The 16,903-nt window shown below is 47.3% G+C and carries 15 protein-coding genes and 1 other RNA gene; 14 read left to right on the top strand and 2 right to left on the bottom strand.

Translation table 11 applies throughout. The annotated features are described in order from the left end of the window. The first annotated feature begins 108 nt into the window (after positions 1-108). The 7 genes from ACFO5U_RS05600 to ACFO5U_RS05570 all read left to right on the top strand — a co-directional run bounded on the left by ACFO5U_RS05600 (position 109) and on the right by ACFO5U_RS05570 (position 5,196). Positions 109-279, top strand: a complete 171-nt coding sequence (locus tag ACFO5U_RS05600; RefSeq protein ID WP_377277431.1) for a YpmA family protein — start codon at positions 109-111, stop codon at positions 277-279. Positions 280-287: 8 nt separating this feature from the next. After that, positions 288-761, top strand: a complete 474-nt coding sequence (locus ACFO5U_RS05595) for a cell wall elongation regulator TseB-like domain-containing protein (protein WP_377277429.1) — start codon at positions 288-290, stop codon at positions 759-761. Beyond that, positions 734-1,966, top strand: coding sequence for a pyridoxal phosphate-dependent aminotransferase (locus ACFO5U_RS05590; protein WP_377277428.1), 1,233 nt, complete (start codon positions 734-736; stop codon positions 1,964-1,966). The genes ACFO5U_RS05595 and ACFO5U_RS05590 overlap by 28 nt, the downstream gene beginning before the upstream one ends. A 29-nt stretch (positions 1,967-1,995) precedes the next feature. Further along, positions 1,996-3,291 (top strand): asparagine--tRNA ligase, encoded by a 1,296-nt coding sequence (asnS, locus tag ACFO5U_RS05585; RefSeq protein ID WP_377277426.1) that lies wholly within the window; start codon positions 1,996-1,998, stop codon positions 3,289-3,291. Between the two features lie 204 nt (positions 3,292-3,495). Then, positions 3,496-4,197 (top strand): DnaD domain-containing protein, encoded by a 702-nt coding sequence (locus tag ACFO5U_RS05580; protein ID WP_377277424.1) that lies wholly within the window; start codon positions 3,496-3,498, stop codon positions 4,195-4,197. 11 nt (positions 4,198-4,208) lie between these two features. Then, a complete protein-coding gene (gene nth / locus ACFO5U_RS05575; RefSeq protein ID WP_377277422.1) occupies positions 4,209-4,889 on the top strand; it encodes an endonuclease III in 681 nt (226 codons plus the stop codon). Further along, a complete protein-coding gene (locus ACFO5U_RS05570) occupies positions 4,864-5,196 on the top strand; it encodes a YpoC family protein (RefSeq protein WP_377277420.1) in 333 nt (110 codons plus the stop codon). Before nth ends, ACFO5U_RS05570 begins: the two co-directional genes overlap by 26 nt. A gap of 139 nt (positions 5,197-5,335) precedes the next feature. On the opposite strand, the gene ACFO5U_RS05565 is transcribed toward ACFO5U_RS05570, so the two are convergent. Further along, positions 5,336-8,050: a PBP1A family penicillin-binding protein gene (locus tag ACFO5U_RS05565; protein WP_377277419.1), complete on the bottom strand. Its 2,715-nt coding sequence runs from the start codon at positions 8,048-8,050 to the stop codon at positions 5,336-5,338. 27 nt (positions 8,051-8,077) lie between these two features. Further along, positions 8,078-8,680 carry a Holliday junction resolvase RecU gene (gene recU / locus ACFO5U_RS05560; RefSeq protein ID WP_377277417.1) on the bottom strand — a complete coding sequence of 201 codons (603 nt, stop codon included), beginning with the start codon at positions 8,678-8,680 and terminating at the stop codon, positions 8,078-8,080. A 188-nt stretch (positions 8,681-8,868) separates the two neighbouring features. Here recU and ACFO5U_RS05555 point away from each other — a divergent pair, with 188 nt between their 5' ends. The 7 genes from ACFO5U_RS05555 (at position 8,869) to ACFO5U_RS05525 (ending at position 16,846) form a co-directional block, all read left to right on the top strand. After that, the gene (locus ACFO5U_RS05555; RefSeq protein ID WP_377277416.1) at positions 8,869-9,240 is read left to right on the top strand and encodes a YppE family protein; all 372 of its coding nucleotides are present in this window, start codon (positions 8,869-8,871) and stop codon (positions 9,238-9,240) included. Next, the gene (locus ACFO5U_RS05550; protein ID WP_377277415.1) at positions 9,237-11,507 is read left to right on the top strand and encodes a DEAD/DEAH box helicase; all 2,271 of its coding nucleotides are present in this window, start codon (positions 9,237-9,239) and stop codon (positions 11,505-11,507) included. The genes ACFO5U_RS05555 and ACFO5U_RS05550 overlap by 4 nt, the downstream gene beginning before the upstream one ends. A gap of 4 nt (positions 11,508-11,511) precedes the next feature. Continuing rightward, positions 11,512-12,774: a ribonuclease H-like domain-containing protein gene (locus ACFO5U_RS05545; protein ID WP_377277414.1), complete on the top strand. Its 1,263-nt coding sequence runs from the start codon at positions 11,512-11,514 to the stop codon at positions 12,772-12,774. Between the two features lie 75 nt (positions 12,775-12,849). Beyond that, positions 12,850-13,143 (top strand): cell division regulator GpsB, encoded by a 294-nt coding sequence (gene gpsB, locus ACFO5U_RS05540; protein ID WP_215105187.1) that lies wholly within the window; start codon positions 12,850-12,852, stop codon positions 13,141-13,143. Between the two features lie 48 nt (positions 13,144-13,191). Beyond that, positions 13,192-13,570, top strand: an RNA gene (rnpB, locus tag ACFO5U_RS05535) — RNase P RNA component class B. 183 nt (positions 13,571-13,753) lie between these two features. Then, positions 13,754-14,890, top strand: a complete 1,137-nt coding sequence (locus tag ACFO5U_RS05530; RefSeq protein ID WP_377277412.1) for a THUMP domain-containing class I SAM-dependent RNA methyltransferase — start codon at positions 13,754-13,756, stop codon at positions 14,888-14,890. Positions 14,891-14,938: 48 nt separating this feature from the next. Then, positions 14,939-16,846 carry an ATP-dependent DNA helicase gene (locus ACFO5U_RS05525; RefSeq protein WP_377277411.1) on the top strand — a complete coding sequence of 636 codons (1,908 nt, stop codon included), beginning with the start codon at positions 14,939-14,941 and terminating at the stop codon, positions 16,844-16,846. The last annotated feature ends 57 nt before the right edge of the window (positions 16,847-16,903 follow it).

Below are 16,903 nucleotides of genomic sequence, written 5' to 3'. Positions count from 1 at the left end.
GCCCAACCAGAATTTGACGGTTTGCCGAATTTCCTCTAAAAGAAGCGGGGGATACATAGCGTTGAAGCGGACCAAGCTTCGCCCTCAATCGAAAGGAAGTGCCGAACAATGGAGTCGAAAATCGAAGTATTAACGACTGTGCAAGTCGACTACCAAGCTGACCTGTACAAAGTGGTCGATGCATTAAACCGGACATTGAAAGACCGTGATTTGATGTTTGGGTTGGCGCTTGATAAAGACGACCAGACAAAAGCGGTTTTTACAGTTTATAAAACTTAGGTGATCATATGAAAGAATGGATGAAATTTATTGTTGTTTTCCTCGCTTTTCTGACTATGGCAATCGTCCTCGTTATTTTATTTTTGGGCAATAAGCCGTTTTCAGAAGCCGAGCAATCAGCTATTGAACAGGTAGAAGAAGACGGGGCCTTGACGGATGTAGACCGCGCGTATGTCTATACGAGTGCCGCACAATCCGTGACGGTTCTCGGTACGGATGAAGAAGGCAGATTGAAGGCCGTTTTCGTTCCTCAAGAAGGGGAGATGGAAACACTGATGCTGGATGAACTGGTGACCGCACAACAAGCGCGTGAGATTGTTCAAGAAGACATGGAAGTGAAGAAAATCCTCCATACAAAGCTCGGCATGGAAAGTGCTGGAGCGGTATGGGAAATCGCCTTCCTGAACGAAGCCGACCGGCTGAATTATGTCTATCTATTGGCAGAAGACGGCACATGGTGGAAACGCATACTGAATTTGTGAAAGGGTTGAGAAATTTGTTAACATTAGCAAATCGTGTAAAAACTTTAACGCCTTCGACAACGTTGGCAATTACAGCGAAAGCAAACGAATTGAAAGCACAAGGCGTCGATGTCATCGGTCTTGGGGCAGGCGAACCGGATTACAATACACCGCAAAACATTTTGGATGCTGCCACTCGCTCGATGCAACAAGGCAAAACGAAATATACGCCAGCTGGCGGTCTGCCGGAGCTGAAACAGGCGATTCAGGACAAGCTGCAGCGTGATCAGGGCCTTTCCTACGAAAAACCTGAAATTATGGTCGGTATTGGGGCGAAACACGTCCTTTATACATTGTTCCAAGTGCTGTTGAATGAAGGCGACGAAGTCATCATTCCGATTCCATATTGGGTGAGCTATCCAGAACAAGTGAAGTTGGCTGGAGGCGTACCGGTCTATGTTGAAGCGACTGCCAGCCAATCGTATAAAATCACTCCCCAGCAATTGAGCGAAGCGATTACCGACCGCACCAAAGCGGTTATCATCAACTCGCCGAGCAATCCGACTGGAATGATTTACACGAAAGAAGAATTGCAAGAATTAGCGGAAGTATGCCGCAAAGCGGATATATTGATCGTTTCCGATGAGATTTATGAAAAATTGATCTACGGCAACGCGACCCATACATCTGTCGCTGAATTGTCGGAAGATGCGAAAGCCCGAACAATCATCATCAACGGGGTATCTAAATCCCATTCAATGACCGGCTGGCGCATCGGATATGCTGCAGGCGACAAAGAATTGATCAAAGCGATGACTGACCTTGCAAGCCACTCAACGTCCAATCCAGTGACGACATCACAATATGCGGCGATCGAAGCATATAATGGGTCGCAAGATGCTGTGGAAGAGATGCGCCAAGCGTTCGAAAGCCGCTTGGAAGCGATATTCCCGAAACTTACAGCAATACCTGGCTTCACCGTATTGCATCCGCAAGGCGCATTTTATTTATTGCCGGATGTATCAGAAGCGGTAGCGAAAACCGGCTTTTCCTCGGTGGATGAATTCGCACAAGCCTTATTGGAAGAAGCGAACGTAGCCGTGATTCCGGGGTCAGGCTTCGGTGCGCATTCCACAATCCGTTTGTCATACGCAACATCTCTTGAATTACTGGAACAAGCTGTCGAGCGGATCAACGAATTTGTTCAAAAGCATTGGAAAGAATAAGCAATATACAGTTGGAGGCTATTTTACAGATGAAAAAAATCACGATTGCCGAAATGGCAAAATATAATGGACAAACAATTAAATTAGGCGCTTGGGTCGCCAATAAACGTTCGAGCGGAAAAATCGCCTTTCTTCAATTGCGCGATGGCTCTGGATTCGTCCAAGGCGTCGTTGTCAAAGCGGAAGCCGGCGAAGAAATTTTCGCTAAAGCAAAAGCGTTAACGCAGGAAACTTCACTTTATGTGACAGGGCAAGTAAAAGAAGATGAGCGCTCGGCGTTCGGTTATGAGCTTGCAATCACTGATATCGAAGTCATCCATGAAGCGACAGATTTTCCGATTACGCCGAAAGAGCACGGCACCGAATTCTTGATGGACAATCGTCATTTGTGGCTGCGTTCAAGAAAACAGCATGCCATCATGAAGATACGCAACGAAATCATCCGTGCAACATATGAGTTTTTCAACGACAACGGATTCGTCAAGGTGGACCCGCCGATTTTGACGGGCTCATCACCAGAAGGTACATCTGAACTGTTTGCGACAAAATATTTTGATGAAGATGCATATCTTTCGCAATCCGGTCAATTGTACATGGAAGCGGCAGCGATGGCGCTTGGGAAAGTGTTCTCATTCGGCCCGACTTTCCGTGCAGAGAAATCGAAAACGCGCCGTCATTTAATCGAGTTTTGGATGATCGAGCCGGAAATGGCGTTTGTAGAACACGCAGAAAGCTTGGAAGTGCAAGAACAGTATGTCTCACATATCGTGCAATCGGTCTTGAAAAACTGCCAGATTGAACTGGAGCGTCTAGGGCGTGACACATCGAAACTTGAAAAAATCAAAGCGCCATTCCCGCGCGTCACTTATGACGATGCCATCAAATGGCTCAACGAAAATGGTTTTGATGATATCAAATGGGGCGAGGATTTCGGTGCGCCGCATGAAACGGCTTTAGCAGAGAGCTATGATATGCCGATTTTCATCACCCATTACCCGATTGGCATTAAGCCGTTTTACATGCAACCTCATCCAGAGCGTGATGACGTCGTATTATGTGCAGACATGATCGCGCCAGAAGGCTATGGAGAAATCATCGGCGGTTCTGAGCGAATCCACGATTACGAATTGATGAAAAAGCGTATCCAAGAGCATAATTTGGATGAAACGGCATACGAATGGTATCTCGACCTAAGCAAATACGGCGCGGTCCCGCATTCCGGTTTTGGCCTTGGCCTTGAACGCACCGTAGCTTGGATCAGCGGCGCGGAACATGTTCGCGAGTCGATTCCATTCCCGCGTTTGTTGAACCGTCTGTATCCATAAAGAATTATTCAGCTGAACGGAACAAAGGTTCGCGAAGTGCCTGTAATTGTTAAACGAAGACAATTTGTGGAATCTCTAAGATGCATGTTTAATAATTCATTTTATTATAATGACTAAATCATGTTTTGGGTTTTCCGCAGCTTTATTTCATATTTTAGTCATGGAAAACAACTAGAAATTTTCATACAGAAAGGTGGTTGGGATATGAAACAATCTGACCGATTGCAGCACTGGATCGAGCAGGGGAATGTTACCATTTCCCAGCTTTTTTTTCAGTTTTACCGACGCTTGAAAATCAGCGATGAAGAAGCGGTTTTGCTTTTGCAAATCCAATCTTTCCAGCAGGCAGGGAATGTCTTTCCGACGCCTGAAGAAATCGCATCGCGCATGTCCGCGACACATGATGGCGTAACGACGATGATGCAGAAGTTGATGCAGCAAGGCTACCTGTCGATCCGTCAGGAAACGGTAGATGGCATGTTGACAGAAACCATTTCTTTGCAGCCCTTATGGGAAAAACTCGTGGAATGCTTAGAGCTGAAGGCGCAAACCGAAAAAGAGCATACACAAAAAGAACAGGAAGGTGAAATCTTCCAGCTGTTTGAACAGGAATTTGGACGCTTTTTATCCCCGATGGAAATCGAAACGATCTCCATGTGGATGGACCAGGACGGGCATACGCCTGACGTCATCCGTATGGCATTAAAAGAAGCCGTCATTTCACAAAAAATCAGCTTGCGCTACGTGGACCGGATTTTGTTCGAGTGGAAGAAAAAGAACATCAAGACATCGAGCCAAGTGACGAGGCATGCAAATTCATTCCGTGAAAAAAACATCCGCATCCAGCCACAGGAAAGCACCGCCAAAAAAGTGCAATTCTATAACTGGCTGGAAGAGCGGAATTAGCAGGTGATAAAATGATGACGAAAAAAGAATGGTTAGCTTGTTTGGAAGAAATGGATCATATGTTTCCTGATGCTCATTGTGAACTCTTTCACCGGAATCCATTTGACCTGGTCATTGCAGTGTTATTGTCTGCACAATGCACCGATAAATTGGTCAACAAAGTAACCGCCGATCTGTTCCAGAAATACCATACGCCTGAAGATTATGTTTCTGTGCCATTGGAAGAATTGGAACGCGACATCCGTTCGATCGGCTTGTTCCGCAATAAAGCCAAAAACATCCAAGCACTCAGCCGGATGATGATCGAACAGTTTGACGGCCAAGTGCCGCAAGACCGGGATGTCTTGATGACGTTTCCCGGAGTAGGCAGAAAAACCGCCAACGTTGTTGTTTCCGTCGCGTTCAATAAACCGGCCTTGGCGGTAGACACCCATGTAGAGCGCGTTTCCAAACGGCTCGGCTTATGCCGCTGGAAAGATTCGCCTTTGCAGGTGGAAGAGGCGATCATGAAAAAAACGCCTTCAGCCGATTGGTCGAAAACCCATCACCAAATCATTTTCTTTGGCCGTTATCATTGCAAAGCGCAAAATCCCGGATGTCACGTCTGCCCATTGTTCGACCGCTGCCGTGAAGGAAAAAAGCGCGATAAGAAGGGACTCGTAAAGCATGAGCTTGTCACAGAAATCAATTGATGACGCGATTTCGCCTTATTATGATGCGTGGCAAGGATTGTCACGAGACCTCCATGAATGCTTCAAACAACAGCCGGCTAGTTGCCGTGGGTTAATATCAAGCGGCTACACATTATATGTGGAATTAAAGCAAACGCTTTTCAGTCTTTTCGGTGAATCTTCGCCTGCGCCGTTGAATGAGGAAGAAAGGCTGGATTTTGTCTATCATTCAAATAGCGCTCATGCAGCATTTCGCCAGCTTGAGCAATTGTTCAGGGAACTGAAGAAAAAGATTGCGCGTCTAAAAATCGGCTATCCAGTGAAATGAAAAGCACTAGAAGAGATGCCTTGCATTTCCATACAATTTAAAAAAGCCGAACGAAGAAATAATTTCGTTCGGTTTTTTTAGTTGAAAATACCCCGTTCATCAGGAAGATGAACGGGGTATTTATCATGGTTATAATGTATTACTCTGAATTTTCTTCGTCACCAGACTCCTCATCATCAGAGCTGCCGGAGTCGGAATCACCGTTGCCATTTCCATTACCATTATTGCCATTGCCACGATTGCCATTATTGCTTGATGAAGAGCTACCGCTTGATCCTTCTTCAGTAGCAGCGGCTGCATCATCGCCTTCGGAATCTGGCTCTTCAGGCTGTTCTGGTGTATCTACAGGTTCGTCCGGTGTTTCAACAGGCTCCTCGTCAGCCGGTTCTTCCTCAGCTGGCTCTTCAGCCGGTTCTTCTTCGACTGGTTCTTCTTCGGCTGGTTCTTCTTCAGCCGGTTCTTCTTCAACCGGCTCCTCTTCAGCCGGTTCTTCTTCCGGCGGAGGGGCAATTTCGACTGTCGTAGAAGCAGGTTCACTGCGTCTGCCATTTTGTATGGCGACGACGCGGAATGTGTAAGGCACGCCTTCTTCAAGACCGTTATAGGAATAGTTCGTGTCGCTGGTTGTTGTCAAAACTTCCCCGTTAACTGACACTTCAAATGTAATACCTTCTGCGTCGCCGTAACTCCAGCTCAAGTTTGCGGTATTGCCGCTTACGTCGGCTCTCAATCCAGAAGGTCTGTCAGGGTCTGCCACAAATCGCTCTGATACAGTACTGGGCTCTGTCCCCCTGGCAAACAATTCTTCGCTACGCATGCTCCAAGGCGTGAATGGGCTTGCTAAGCGCAAAGGTTCTGTGCCGACTTCAATTACTTCTTCTGTAACGGAGTCAGGCTGTTGGAATCTTGCCGTTTCCGGAGAGGAAATTTGGCTCATCACTTGTTTGAACAAACGCTGTGCAAGCAAGCGTTCATTTGATGCCGTATCGATCGGCGTGGTAACTGACGGATAACCGCTCCAAACGGAAATCGAATAATCCGTCGTATAACCCGCGAACCAAACATCCCTTGCCGAACTAGCGTCCAAACCATATTTCGCTAAATCTTCCTCAGAATAGTTGGATGTACCGGTTTTACCAGCCATATCAAGTCCATTAATAGAGGCTTCTTTACCGGTAGAACCATCGACACTAAGATCGACGGCATCACGCAACATATCCGTGATCATGTAAGCGGTACTGTCTTTCATCGCTGTCACCGGTTCAGGGCTGACCACCGCTTCAGTGGTACCGTCGCGGAAAACTATTTTTTTGATTGTGTGGGGCTTTGTAAAGACACCGTTATTGCCGAATGCTGCGAAAGCGCCGGCCATTTCAACAGTGGAAATATTGTTGCTCGGTGTTCCAAGTGCAGCAGATTCGTAAATATCTCCAAAATCTAATCCGAGTTTTTTAGTGAACTCGCTGGCATTGTCGGATCCGACTTCTCCAAGTGCCTTAACCGCTGGAATGTTACGGGAGCGATACAAGGATTCCCGGAGTGTCATCGGCCCGAGAAACTGTCCGTCGACATTGCGGATTTCCTGGCCGCTGCTGTATGAATATTCTTCATCGACAAGCGTTTGGCCAGTCGACCAGTCCAAATGTTCGATCGCCGGGCCGTAGCTTACCAATGGCTTGATGGTCGATCCGATGACGCGGTCTTTGGAAGTAGCAAAGTTTCTGCGCACATCGCCTTCATATTCACGCGCGGCGCCTACTGCACTGATGGCACCGGTTTTGGTATCGACGACGGTCATGGCAGATTGGACTTCCTCGTCAAAAAACAAATCGGAGGTCATCGCTTCGTTGACGCGTTCTTGTACGTAAGGTTCAAGTGTCGTGTAGATCGTCAAGCCTTCATCGAGCGAGTAGTCACCCTCTAAAGATTCAAGTTCATCGACGACCATTTCCATAAACGCAGTATACTCCGTGTTTTGTTCCGCTGGTCTGCGTTGATCTTCAGGCAGCAAGGTAGATTCAACCGGCGTGTTCCATGCTTCTTCTTTTTGCGCGGCATCAATTTTCCCGTGCTGTTCCATCAAATTCAAGACGATATCGCGGCGTTCTTCTGCCGCTTCTGGGTTCTTGAATGGATTGTAGCGGTTCGGGCTCTGCGGCATACCGGCAAGCAGAGCAGCTTCATGCAATTCCAATTCTGCAGCAGGTTTGCCGAAAAATTCCTCTGCCGCAGTGCCGAAGCCATACGTGTTGCCAGACATCAAGATTTTATTGAAATACATTTCAAAGATTTCTTCTTTTTCGTATTCACGCTCCAGCTTATAAGCCAAATACGCTTCTTGTGCTTTGCGTTTCAATGTTTTTTCATTCGACAAGAATGAGTTTTTGATTACTTGCTGTGTGATGGTACTGGCTCCCTGGGATCCGAAACCACCAGTGACATTGGCGATTACTGCACCGCCTAGGCGAATGACGTCTATCCCGGAGTGTTCGTAAAATCGATTGTCCTCAGTTGCCAAAATGGCATCTTCAAGGATAGGGGGGATATCTTCATAATTTACGTATTCCCGGTTTTGTGCGGTAAAGAACGGAATTTCAGTTTCACCATCATTTGCCAGGAACACAGGGCTGATTGGATCGCGCAGCAACTCCTCGTCAATTTCAGGAGCACTGCTCGCGTAGACTGCGAACATGACGACTCCGAACATCAAGCCGGCAGCGATTAAGGCGACAATGCCAAGTATGCCCCGCTTGATCCACATTTTGGCACCGGATTTCTTTTGTTTATTCGAATTTTTGCGTTGCCGCTCAATTGATTTTCTGCGTTCTTCACGCGATATTTTCTTGTCACTCACAAGCGCTTCCTCACTTTCATGTATATGCTATTGCTTCAGTTGATCGAGAACAGACAAATAATCGATTCTCGGGAAAGCACCAGGCTTTACTTCGATGGACGATTCTTCAATTTCATCTATTGTCATCGATTTTCTGCCGCCAGCCGCCATTCGCTTCCAATAAGTTTCCAAAACTTCGAACGGCAGGACAAAATAACGGTCTAAGCTGGAAAATCGGATGATTAAAAAAGCTAAGCCGCCGTGCCGAAGAATATCTGCCATATGGTGGACTTGATGCTCATGGATGTTTTTGAGTGGAAATGATGTGCGGATTTCCGTCTCCTTCGCTTCAAAATCGATATAGCGGCCTTGCCAGATGCCATTGTAATCGGTGGTGGAAGGGGCTTGAAAATAAGCTTCCCGAATGACCGCGGCACTTCTGGACGGATATTCGACACGCACGATTTGAACCGGCACCGGTTTTTTATGGATAACGGCCAGCCCGCGCTGCAAATAATACGTATTCGTTTCGTTCAATTCGTCTTCCAAAGTTTTCCCACGGTTGCTGAAGGAAACATCCCGCTTCTTTTGTGAAACTGGTTTATCCTTTGGGGGAGAGAATTTCTTGCCGTTTGGATAATTGATCGCCATTTGTGATACACCTCGCTTACTTTATCATATCACACGCACATAGACGACAAATATGATGAAAGGTTTCCGAACTTTATTCCTAATAATAGCTGATTTCGGGGTTATCTCCAACTGAAAAGAATGCCTGTTCGGCAAACTGCATATTCTCTAAAGGATTGTGATAAACTTATGTCTATGGAGGGGGAATAATGATGGACCTCAAGCACCGTTCAATCGCTTTATATGATGAATGTGAAACTTGCCTCAATCGCTTTAAAGAGATGCGGGCGCAAGATGCAGAACCAGATTTCTTTCAAGACGTAAAACCATATGCTGATCACTGGCATCGCTTAATAGAGGAATGGAAAGAGATGACGCTGGATTATATCCGTCAAGAACGGCCCAAATACGTCCACAAATTGCAGATTGACAACGCCGCTGATGGCATGGGACAAGTGTTTGTCCAAAGTTTTTATAAAGAAACGAGTAAAAAGCGTTTTGTCCAGACGATACAAGCTGCCCAATATACGATACAGACTTTACTTGCAGCGATAGATGAAAAGGGCGATGAGAAACAATGAGAACCAAAAAAACGATACCGGAAATTCTGGCAGAGTGGAAAGTGGAGCCGGAAATGATGGAGCGCATTTACCATTGGCATACCAAGGAGGAAAAGCCGGCGAGTTATGCGGATTTTCCCGAAGCGATGCACGACAGTTTAAAAGATGCGCTTCGCAAAAAAGGCATAGAACAATTATATACCCATCAACGGCAGGCTTTCGATTTGGCACAGCAAGGTAACTCGTTCACTGCTGTGACGCCGACCGCTTCAGGCAAATCGTATTGCTATCATTTGCCGGTGTTGCACAAAATTTTGAATGATCCGAATGCGCGTGCGCTGTATTTGTTTCCGACAAAAGCATTGGCGCAAGACCAAAAAAGCGATTTGCATGACTTGATCGAAAAAACCGAGCAGTCGATCCTGTCCTATACCTATGATGGCGACACGTCCCCATCGATTCGCACAAAAGTGCGCAAAGCAGGACAAATCGTTATGACCAATCCGGATATGTTGCACTCCGCTATTCTGCCTCACCATACAAAATGGGTGTCGCTTTTTGAGAACCTTCATTATATAGTAATCGATGAGCTGCACACATATAAGGGGGTATTCGGTACCCACGTGGCACACGTTATCCGCCGCTTGAAACGGATCTGCAACTTTTATGGGAGCGATCCAGTCTTTATCTGTACGTCAGCGACGATCGCTAATCCAAAGCAGCTAGCTGAAAGTTTGACCAATACTGATCACGAATTGATCGACCAGAACGGGGCTCCGGCCGGCAAAAAGCATATCCTGTTCTATAATCCGCCGATCGTCCATCCGACATTCGGCGTGCGGCGGAGCGCGGTGCTCGAAGTAAGGGATTTGGCGACGTATCTCATCAAGCAAGGCATACAAACGATCGTTTTTGCCAAAAGTCGCGTACGTGTGGAAATGCTGGTAACTTATTTAAACGAAATTACCAAATATAAGTTGCAGGACGAATCGATCAAAGGCTACCGGGGCGGTTATCTGCCTTCCGAGCGGCGTGCCATTGAAAAAGGCTTGCGCGACGGCTCGATCCAATGCGTCGTTTCGACCAATGCACTAGAACTCGGCGTCGACATCGGCCAGCTTCAGGCTTGCATCATGACCGGCTATCCCGGCAATATCGCAAGCGCTTGGCAGCAAGCGGGCCGTGCAGGAAGACGCCAGGACGAATCACTTGTTGTTTATGTAGCACAATCCACAGCGCTCGATCAGTACATCATCAACCATCCGGAATATTTGCTCGACCAATCACCGGAAGAAGCGCGCATCCACCCAGAGAACATCATTATCTTGATGGACCATTTAAAATGCGCTTCCTTCGAGCTGCCGTTTTCAGCAGATGATATGTATGGTGAATTTGATGTCCAGTCCTTGCTCGAGTACCTTCAGGAAGAAGGGGTCTTAGTTCGGACTTCGGACCGCTGGCACTGGATGAGCGACCGCTTCCCGGCGCACGATATTTCCTTGCGTTCAGCCGCTCAGGAAAATGTCGTCATCGTCGACCAATCGGTTCCGGCCGATACCAAAGTCATCGGTGAGATGGACCGTTTCAGTGCGATGACATTATTGCACGAAGAAGCAATCTACCTCCACCAGGGCACCCAGTTCCAAGTGGAGATTTTGGACTGGGAAGAGAAGAAGGCATATGTGCGGGAAGTTGATGTCGATTACTTCACCGACGCGAATCTGGCAATCGAATTGAAAGTGATCAGCGAAGACAAGCACCGCATGCTTCATAAGGCGAACGTCAATTACGGTGATGTCGCAGTGCTAGCGATGCCGACGATCTTCAAGAAAATCCGTTTCGACACCCACGACAACATCGGCTCTGGCCCGATTTCCCTTCCGGCCGAAGAATTACATACGTCTTCGACCTGGCTCAGCTTCGACAAGCCGGCAGATTTTAGTGACTCGGATTTGTCGGACACGATGACCGGCGCTGCCTATGCTATCGAGAGTTTCATCCCGATTTTTGTTCAATGTGACCGCCGCGATGTCCACGTCGTGCCGCAAGTGAAATCACCGCATAATGACCAGCCGTCTTTCTTTATTCACGACTCCTACCCAGGCGGCATCGGCATCAGCGAGCGCATCTATGATCTGTGGCAGCCGCTGCTCGAAAAAGCACGACAGCATGTGACGGAATGTCCATGCTTTGACGGCTGCCCGTCATGCATCGGCGCACAGGACGCGGCGATGGACATGAAAGGGCGCGTCATTGAATTGCTCGGGGAACTGGAAAAAGAGGGGTGAGTGGATGTCTTTTGAAAAAAAGCTGATGCAGATGAAAGGCATGCTGAAAAACAATAATAAACCGGCAAGCCAAAAGCCGCGAACAGCACCGATGCGGCCGCCTCAAGAACAGCAATGGAAAGAAATCGGATTGACCTTGAAAGAAAATAAATTCGGGTTTGTATTTGAAAAGAAAATCGACTATCCCTTCGATTACCGTCATGGCGATGTCGTACTCGGGGAGCTTGACCGTGTGCTGGCAGCCTGGAAGAAAACCGATTACGAACATCCGTTCAAGCTTGAAGGCAATGGCGGGCTCGTGTTTTTCGATACGGAGACGACAGGGCTTGGCGGGACGGGTGCATATATCTTTTTGATCGGCATACTCGAGCGCCTAGAAGACCGCTTTGAAATGACCCAATGGATCATGCCGGAGCCATCTCACGAAGCAGCATTTCTCTATGAGTCGAATTTGTGGCAAGCCCAGGATTCGGTCATTTACTCCTATAATGGAAAAAGCTTCGACTGGCCGCAGCTTCATTCGCGCTGGACGATGCATAGAGGCACACTGCCAAAATTGCCGGACCCGAAACAGATCGATTTGTTTCACGGAACCAAGCGGATCTGGAAAAATGAATTGCAACGCCTTAAGCTTAGCGTGATCGAAGAACAAAAGCTCGGGTTTACACGCAATGGGGATGTGCCGGGGCATTTGATTCCGGCAATTTACCTCGATGCCGTAAAAAGCGGATTTCCTGAAGGGCTGGCGAAGGTGTTGTATCATAACGAACTCGACATCTTGTCACTCGTGTCGCTTTATATCCGTTCTTCCGATTTGTTGATGGAGGATTTATCTACCGAATCGAGCGGCGCCTATACGAATATCGGCAAATGGTATGCGGATTTGAAGCAATATGACCAAAGTGCTGCTTATCTCGAACACGTCACGTTAGAGCGCGGCGATGCCGGTGCGTTGGCTCGTTACTTTTTGGCAGTACAAAAAAAACGCAATGGGCTAAACGAGGAAGCGCTGCGATTGTTTAAAGAAGCGGCGCCGCATCTTCGCGGTACAGTCGAAGTGGAGGCTTGGGTGCATGCGGCCAAATTATATGAACACCAAATGAAAGATCCGGCACAGGCGCTCGTCATGACGGGTTTTGCCAAAGAAGCAGCGCTCCATACAAAGGTCAGACAGTCGATCCTTAGTGATTTGGTCAAACGTGAATCGCGGTTAGAAGAGAAAAAACGAAAAAAAGCAGCCGAATCCACGGTTCACAGAACACGTTAAATATTGCTTATGCTATACTATCCGTAAGGAAAGAACTAAATTTTCGAAGTTTCTTTTAATGGAAGGGCGATTTGAATGGACATTAAATATGCAGCAAAAGACATTCTTGAAAAAGACTTTAAAACAGCCATGCGCGGCTATAATCAGGACGAAGTGGATCATTTTCTCGATGAAGTAATCCAGGATTATGAATTGTACAATAAAAAAATTGAACAACTGCAAAATGAAAACCGCCGTTTGCGCACTGAGCTGGAGGAATCGCCAAAAAAGCAGGCGACGCCGGCTCCAGGCACAACCAATTTTGACATTTTGCGCAGGCTGTCGCATCTCGAAAATCATGTCTTCGGCAATAAGCTGGACAATCGGTAAAAACATTGCCACAGGTCTAGAGATAGCGTATACTTAGTTAGCCATTTAAAATTCTGGCAATCGCTCCCGCACTTGATGCGGGAGAGGAAAGTCCATGCTCACACGGATCTGCGATGACCGTAGTGATCGCGCCCAGCGAAACAATAAGCTGGGGCAGCATTTATGCTGACGGCGGGTAGAACGCCTAAGTCTTCGGATATGGCCGAAATACCCTGAAGGTGCCACAGTGACGGAGCTGCATAGGAAACTCTGCAGGTGGAACGAGGTAAACCCCGCGAGTGAGAAACCCAAATTATGGTAGGGGCACTTTTCCAAGGGAATTGAACCGACGGAAGAGGCGGAGTGAATCCGCAGATAGATGATTGCCATCCACAAGTACGAGGCTTTGGCCGTTTGAGTACGTGGAGACAAAACATGGCTTATAGAATTTTAAATGGTCTTAATTTATTTTCTAGAAAGGCTCTCCTATCGGGGAGCTTTTCTTCATATGACAATAGATGGCGCATGAAAGCGAAAAACATCACTCATCAAAGTAAATTGCACAGCCTGGATCAAAACTGTCCGCGTTATGAAATAAATGGTTATTCCGCAATATAGAAAGGGCGTTTATATGACTAGCTATAAATTACTCGCTACTGCAGCAATGGGGCTTGAATCCATCGTGGCGAACGAAGTAAAAGAATTAGGGTACGAAACGACGACAGATAATGGAAAAGTGTTTTTCCAAGGAAACGAACGGGATATCGCTAAAGCCAATTTATGGCTGCGTACGGCAGACCGTGTCAAGTTGATTGCCGGGGAGTTTACCGCTTCCACTTTTGACGATTTGTTCGAACAGACGAAAGCCATCGAATGGGAGAAGTACCTGCCAGTCGATGCTGAGTTTCCGGTTCAAGGAAAATCCGTCAAATCGACATTGCACAGTGTGCCGACCTGTCAGTCGATCGTCAAAAAAGCAATTGTGGAGAGATTAAAAAAAGCATATCAACACAACTCATTTTTGGATGAAACTGGCCCCCGTTTTAAAATTGAAGTATCTATTTTAAAAGATAAAGTTCAATTGTCGATCGATACGAGCGGTGCCGGGCTTCACAAACGCGGCTACCGTGTCGGGCAAGGGGAAGCGCCGCTAAAAGAAACATTGGCAGCAGCGCTTGTTAAGCTATCCCGTTGGACGCCGGATCGCCCATTCGTTGATCCGTTCTGTGGATCTGGAACGATTGCCATTGAAGCAGCCATGATCGGGCAGAACCTGGCTCCTGGCTACAACCGTGAATTCGACAGTGAACAGTGGCCATGGATCGGCGAAGACGTATGGAATGAAGTTCGGGAAGAAGCCGAGAATTTAGCGGATTACGATCAGCCGCTCAACATTCTCGGTACGGATGCCGATCCCCGCATGATCCAAATTGCGGAAGAAAACATCATTGAAGCTGGGTTTGCCGGCTTGATCCGTTTGCAGCAGCGCGACGTGAAAGATTTCACGACAGACGAAGAAAACGGTGTCGTCATCGGAAACCCGCCATACGGCGAGCGCATCGGTGAAGTAGAAGTGATCGAGGAAATGATCGAAGATATGGGTCAAGTGTTCTCGCGCTTCCCGACTTGGTCGGTGTATATGCTGTCATCGATGGAAGGATTCGAAAAACTGTACGGTCAAAAAGCGACGAAAAAACGCAAACTTTACAACGGCTTTATCCGCACAGATTTGTTCCAATTCTGGGGAGAACGTCCAAAAAATAAATGAGGAAAACGGAAGGGCTTGTGCCCTTCCGTTTCTCTGTGAGGAGATTCTATGAGAAAAGCATTGCCATTCCCGTTATCCAAAGACAAAACTTTCTTCGATTCATTGAACGATTGGATCGGTGATATATTCTATGACATCTTACCGGAAAAAGGCTATGAATTGCGCGATGAACAGATTTTTATGTCTTTTCAACTGGAAAAAGCCCTAAAAGACAAAGAAGTGTTGTTCGCAGAAGCCGGCGTTGGCACAGGAAAAACACTGGCTTACCTATTGCCGGCGATCGCCTATGCGCGCTATACGGGGAAACCGGCGCTCATTTCCTGCGCTGATGAAGCCTTGATCGAGCAATTGGTGAAAAAAGGCGGCGACATCGACCGTTTGGATGAGCTGTTCGATTTGAATCTGGACGTGCGCCTGGCCAAGTCTCGCGACCAGTATTTATGCCTGCAGCGTTTTGAAGGAGCGAAAAAACGCAGTGAAGCGGATTTCTTGGATGTCATCGAGTTCACCTTGCCGGAATTCGTCAATAAAACCTATTCCATGCAGCAGATGTATCCTTATGGTGAACGCTCAAGCTATCCTGAACTGACGGATGACGAGTGGCAGGAAGTCAATTATCACCCGATCCAAAACTGCCATGCCTGCGATATACGCAATAAATGTGGACAGACTTTGCACCGTAACCATTACCGTGAAGCGACGGACTTGGTTATTTGCTCGCATGATTTTTTGATGGAGCATATATGGACAAAAGAAAACCGCAAGCATGAAGGGCAGACGCCTTTATTGCCGGAAGTTTCTCAAATTGTACTTGATGAAGGGCATTTGCTTGAATTTGCCGCTCAACGCGCGTTGACTTATGAAGTGCAGGAAAGTTCACTCTACGATGTAACCGAAAAAGTCATGGTTGATGGAGTGCGCGAAAAAACACTTGGGCTGATCGAAAGAACCATCGATTTGCATACGGAATTTTTCCGTGTGTTGCGCAGCAACCTCATCCCGAGTGATGAAGACCGCAAAGCGATTCAAGAAGACCCGTTGTTGAAACGCATCGGCCGCGAGTTAATCAAAACAGTCGACGATTTGACGGAAGAGTTCGTTTTTGAAGGCGAACTGTATAGCATTCCGGAGTACGAATTGAATTTGGCTGAAGAATATTTTGAACAGTATAAGTTCTCCATGGGCTTGTTTGTGGAAAACGGCGATGCCATCAGCTGGCTCGAGAAAAAAGATGACATCGAAACCTTGGTCATCATGCCGCGTTTAGTGACGGAAATTTTGGAAGAAAAACTGTTCGACGGCAAATTGCCGATCGTCTTTTCTTCTGCGACGTTATCGGTCGCCAAAGATTTCACCTACTTGGCGGATACGCTCGGAATCGATGCATTCGAATCGTTCTCAGTGCCGTCACCTTTTGACTACGAAGAAACGATGGAAATCTTCAAGCATCCGCTTCAGCAGCACGAAAAAGCAGCACGCGTGCTCGAACTCGCAACGCGAGGTGGCCAAACTTTGGTGTTATTCAAATCGAAATCCGCCATGCAATCGTTCCGCCGAACATTGCCTGAAGACTGTTCTTTGAGCATCGAATTTGAAGGGGACCGCGAATTGTCGTCGGTCGTCCGCGATTTCCAGGCGGGCAAATTCCAAGTGCTGTGTTCCCATCATCTATGGGAAGGCATGGACTTGCCGGGCGAGGCGTTGACGCAAGTGATCATTGTCGACTTGCCGATGCCACCGAACGATCCGGTTTTCGACGCGAAGCGTAAGTTCAGTGAACGTCCTTTAGAAGAAATCGACTTGCCGTTTATGCAGCTGCGCTTGCAGCAAGGCGTCGGGCGTTTGATCCGCTCTTCAACGGACTACGGGGAAATCCATTTATTGTTGACGAAAGAAGAATTGCGCATCGAACATTTGTGGCAGCCTGTATTGCCGGTGCTTGCGAAAAATCGATAAGAATTAAAGTGAAAAGTCAGCAGGGGCCCCCTTGCTGGCTATTTTATTTTGAGTATT

It is taken from the genome of Planococcus dechangensis, assembly GCF_042654465.1.
Classification (GTDB): domain Bacteria; phylum Bacillota; class Bacilli; order Bacillales_A; family Planococcaceae; genus Planococcus; species Planococcus dechangensis.
The sequence above is the reverse complement of the archived record's forward strand: the minus strand, read 5'-3'. Positions and strand labels throughout refer to the sequence as shown.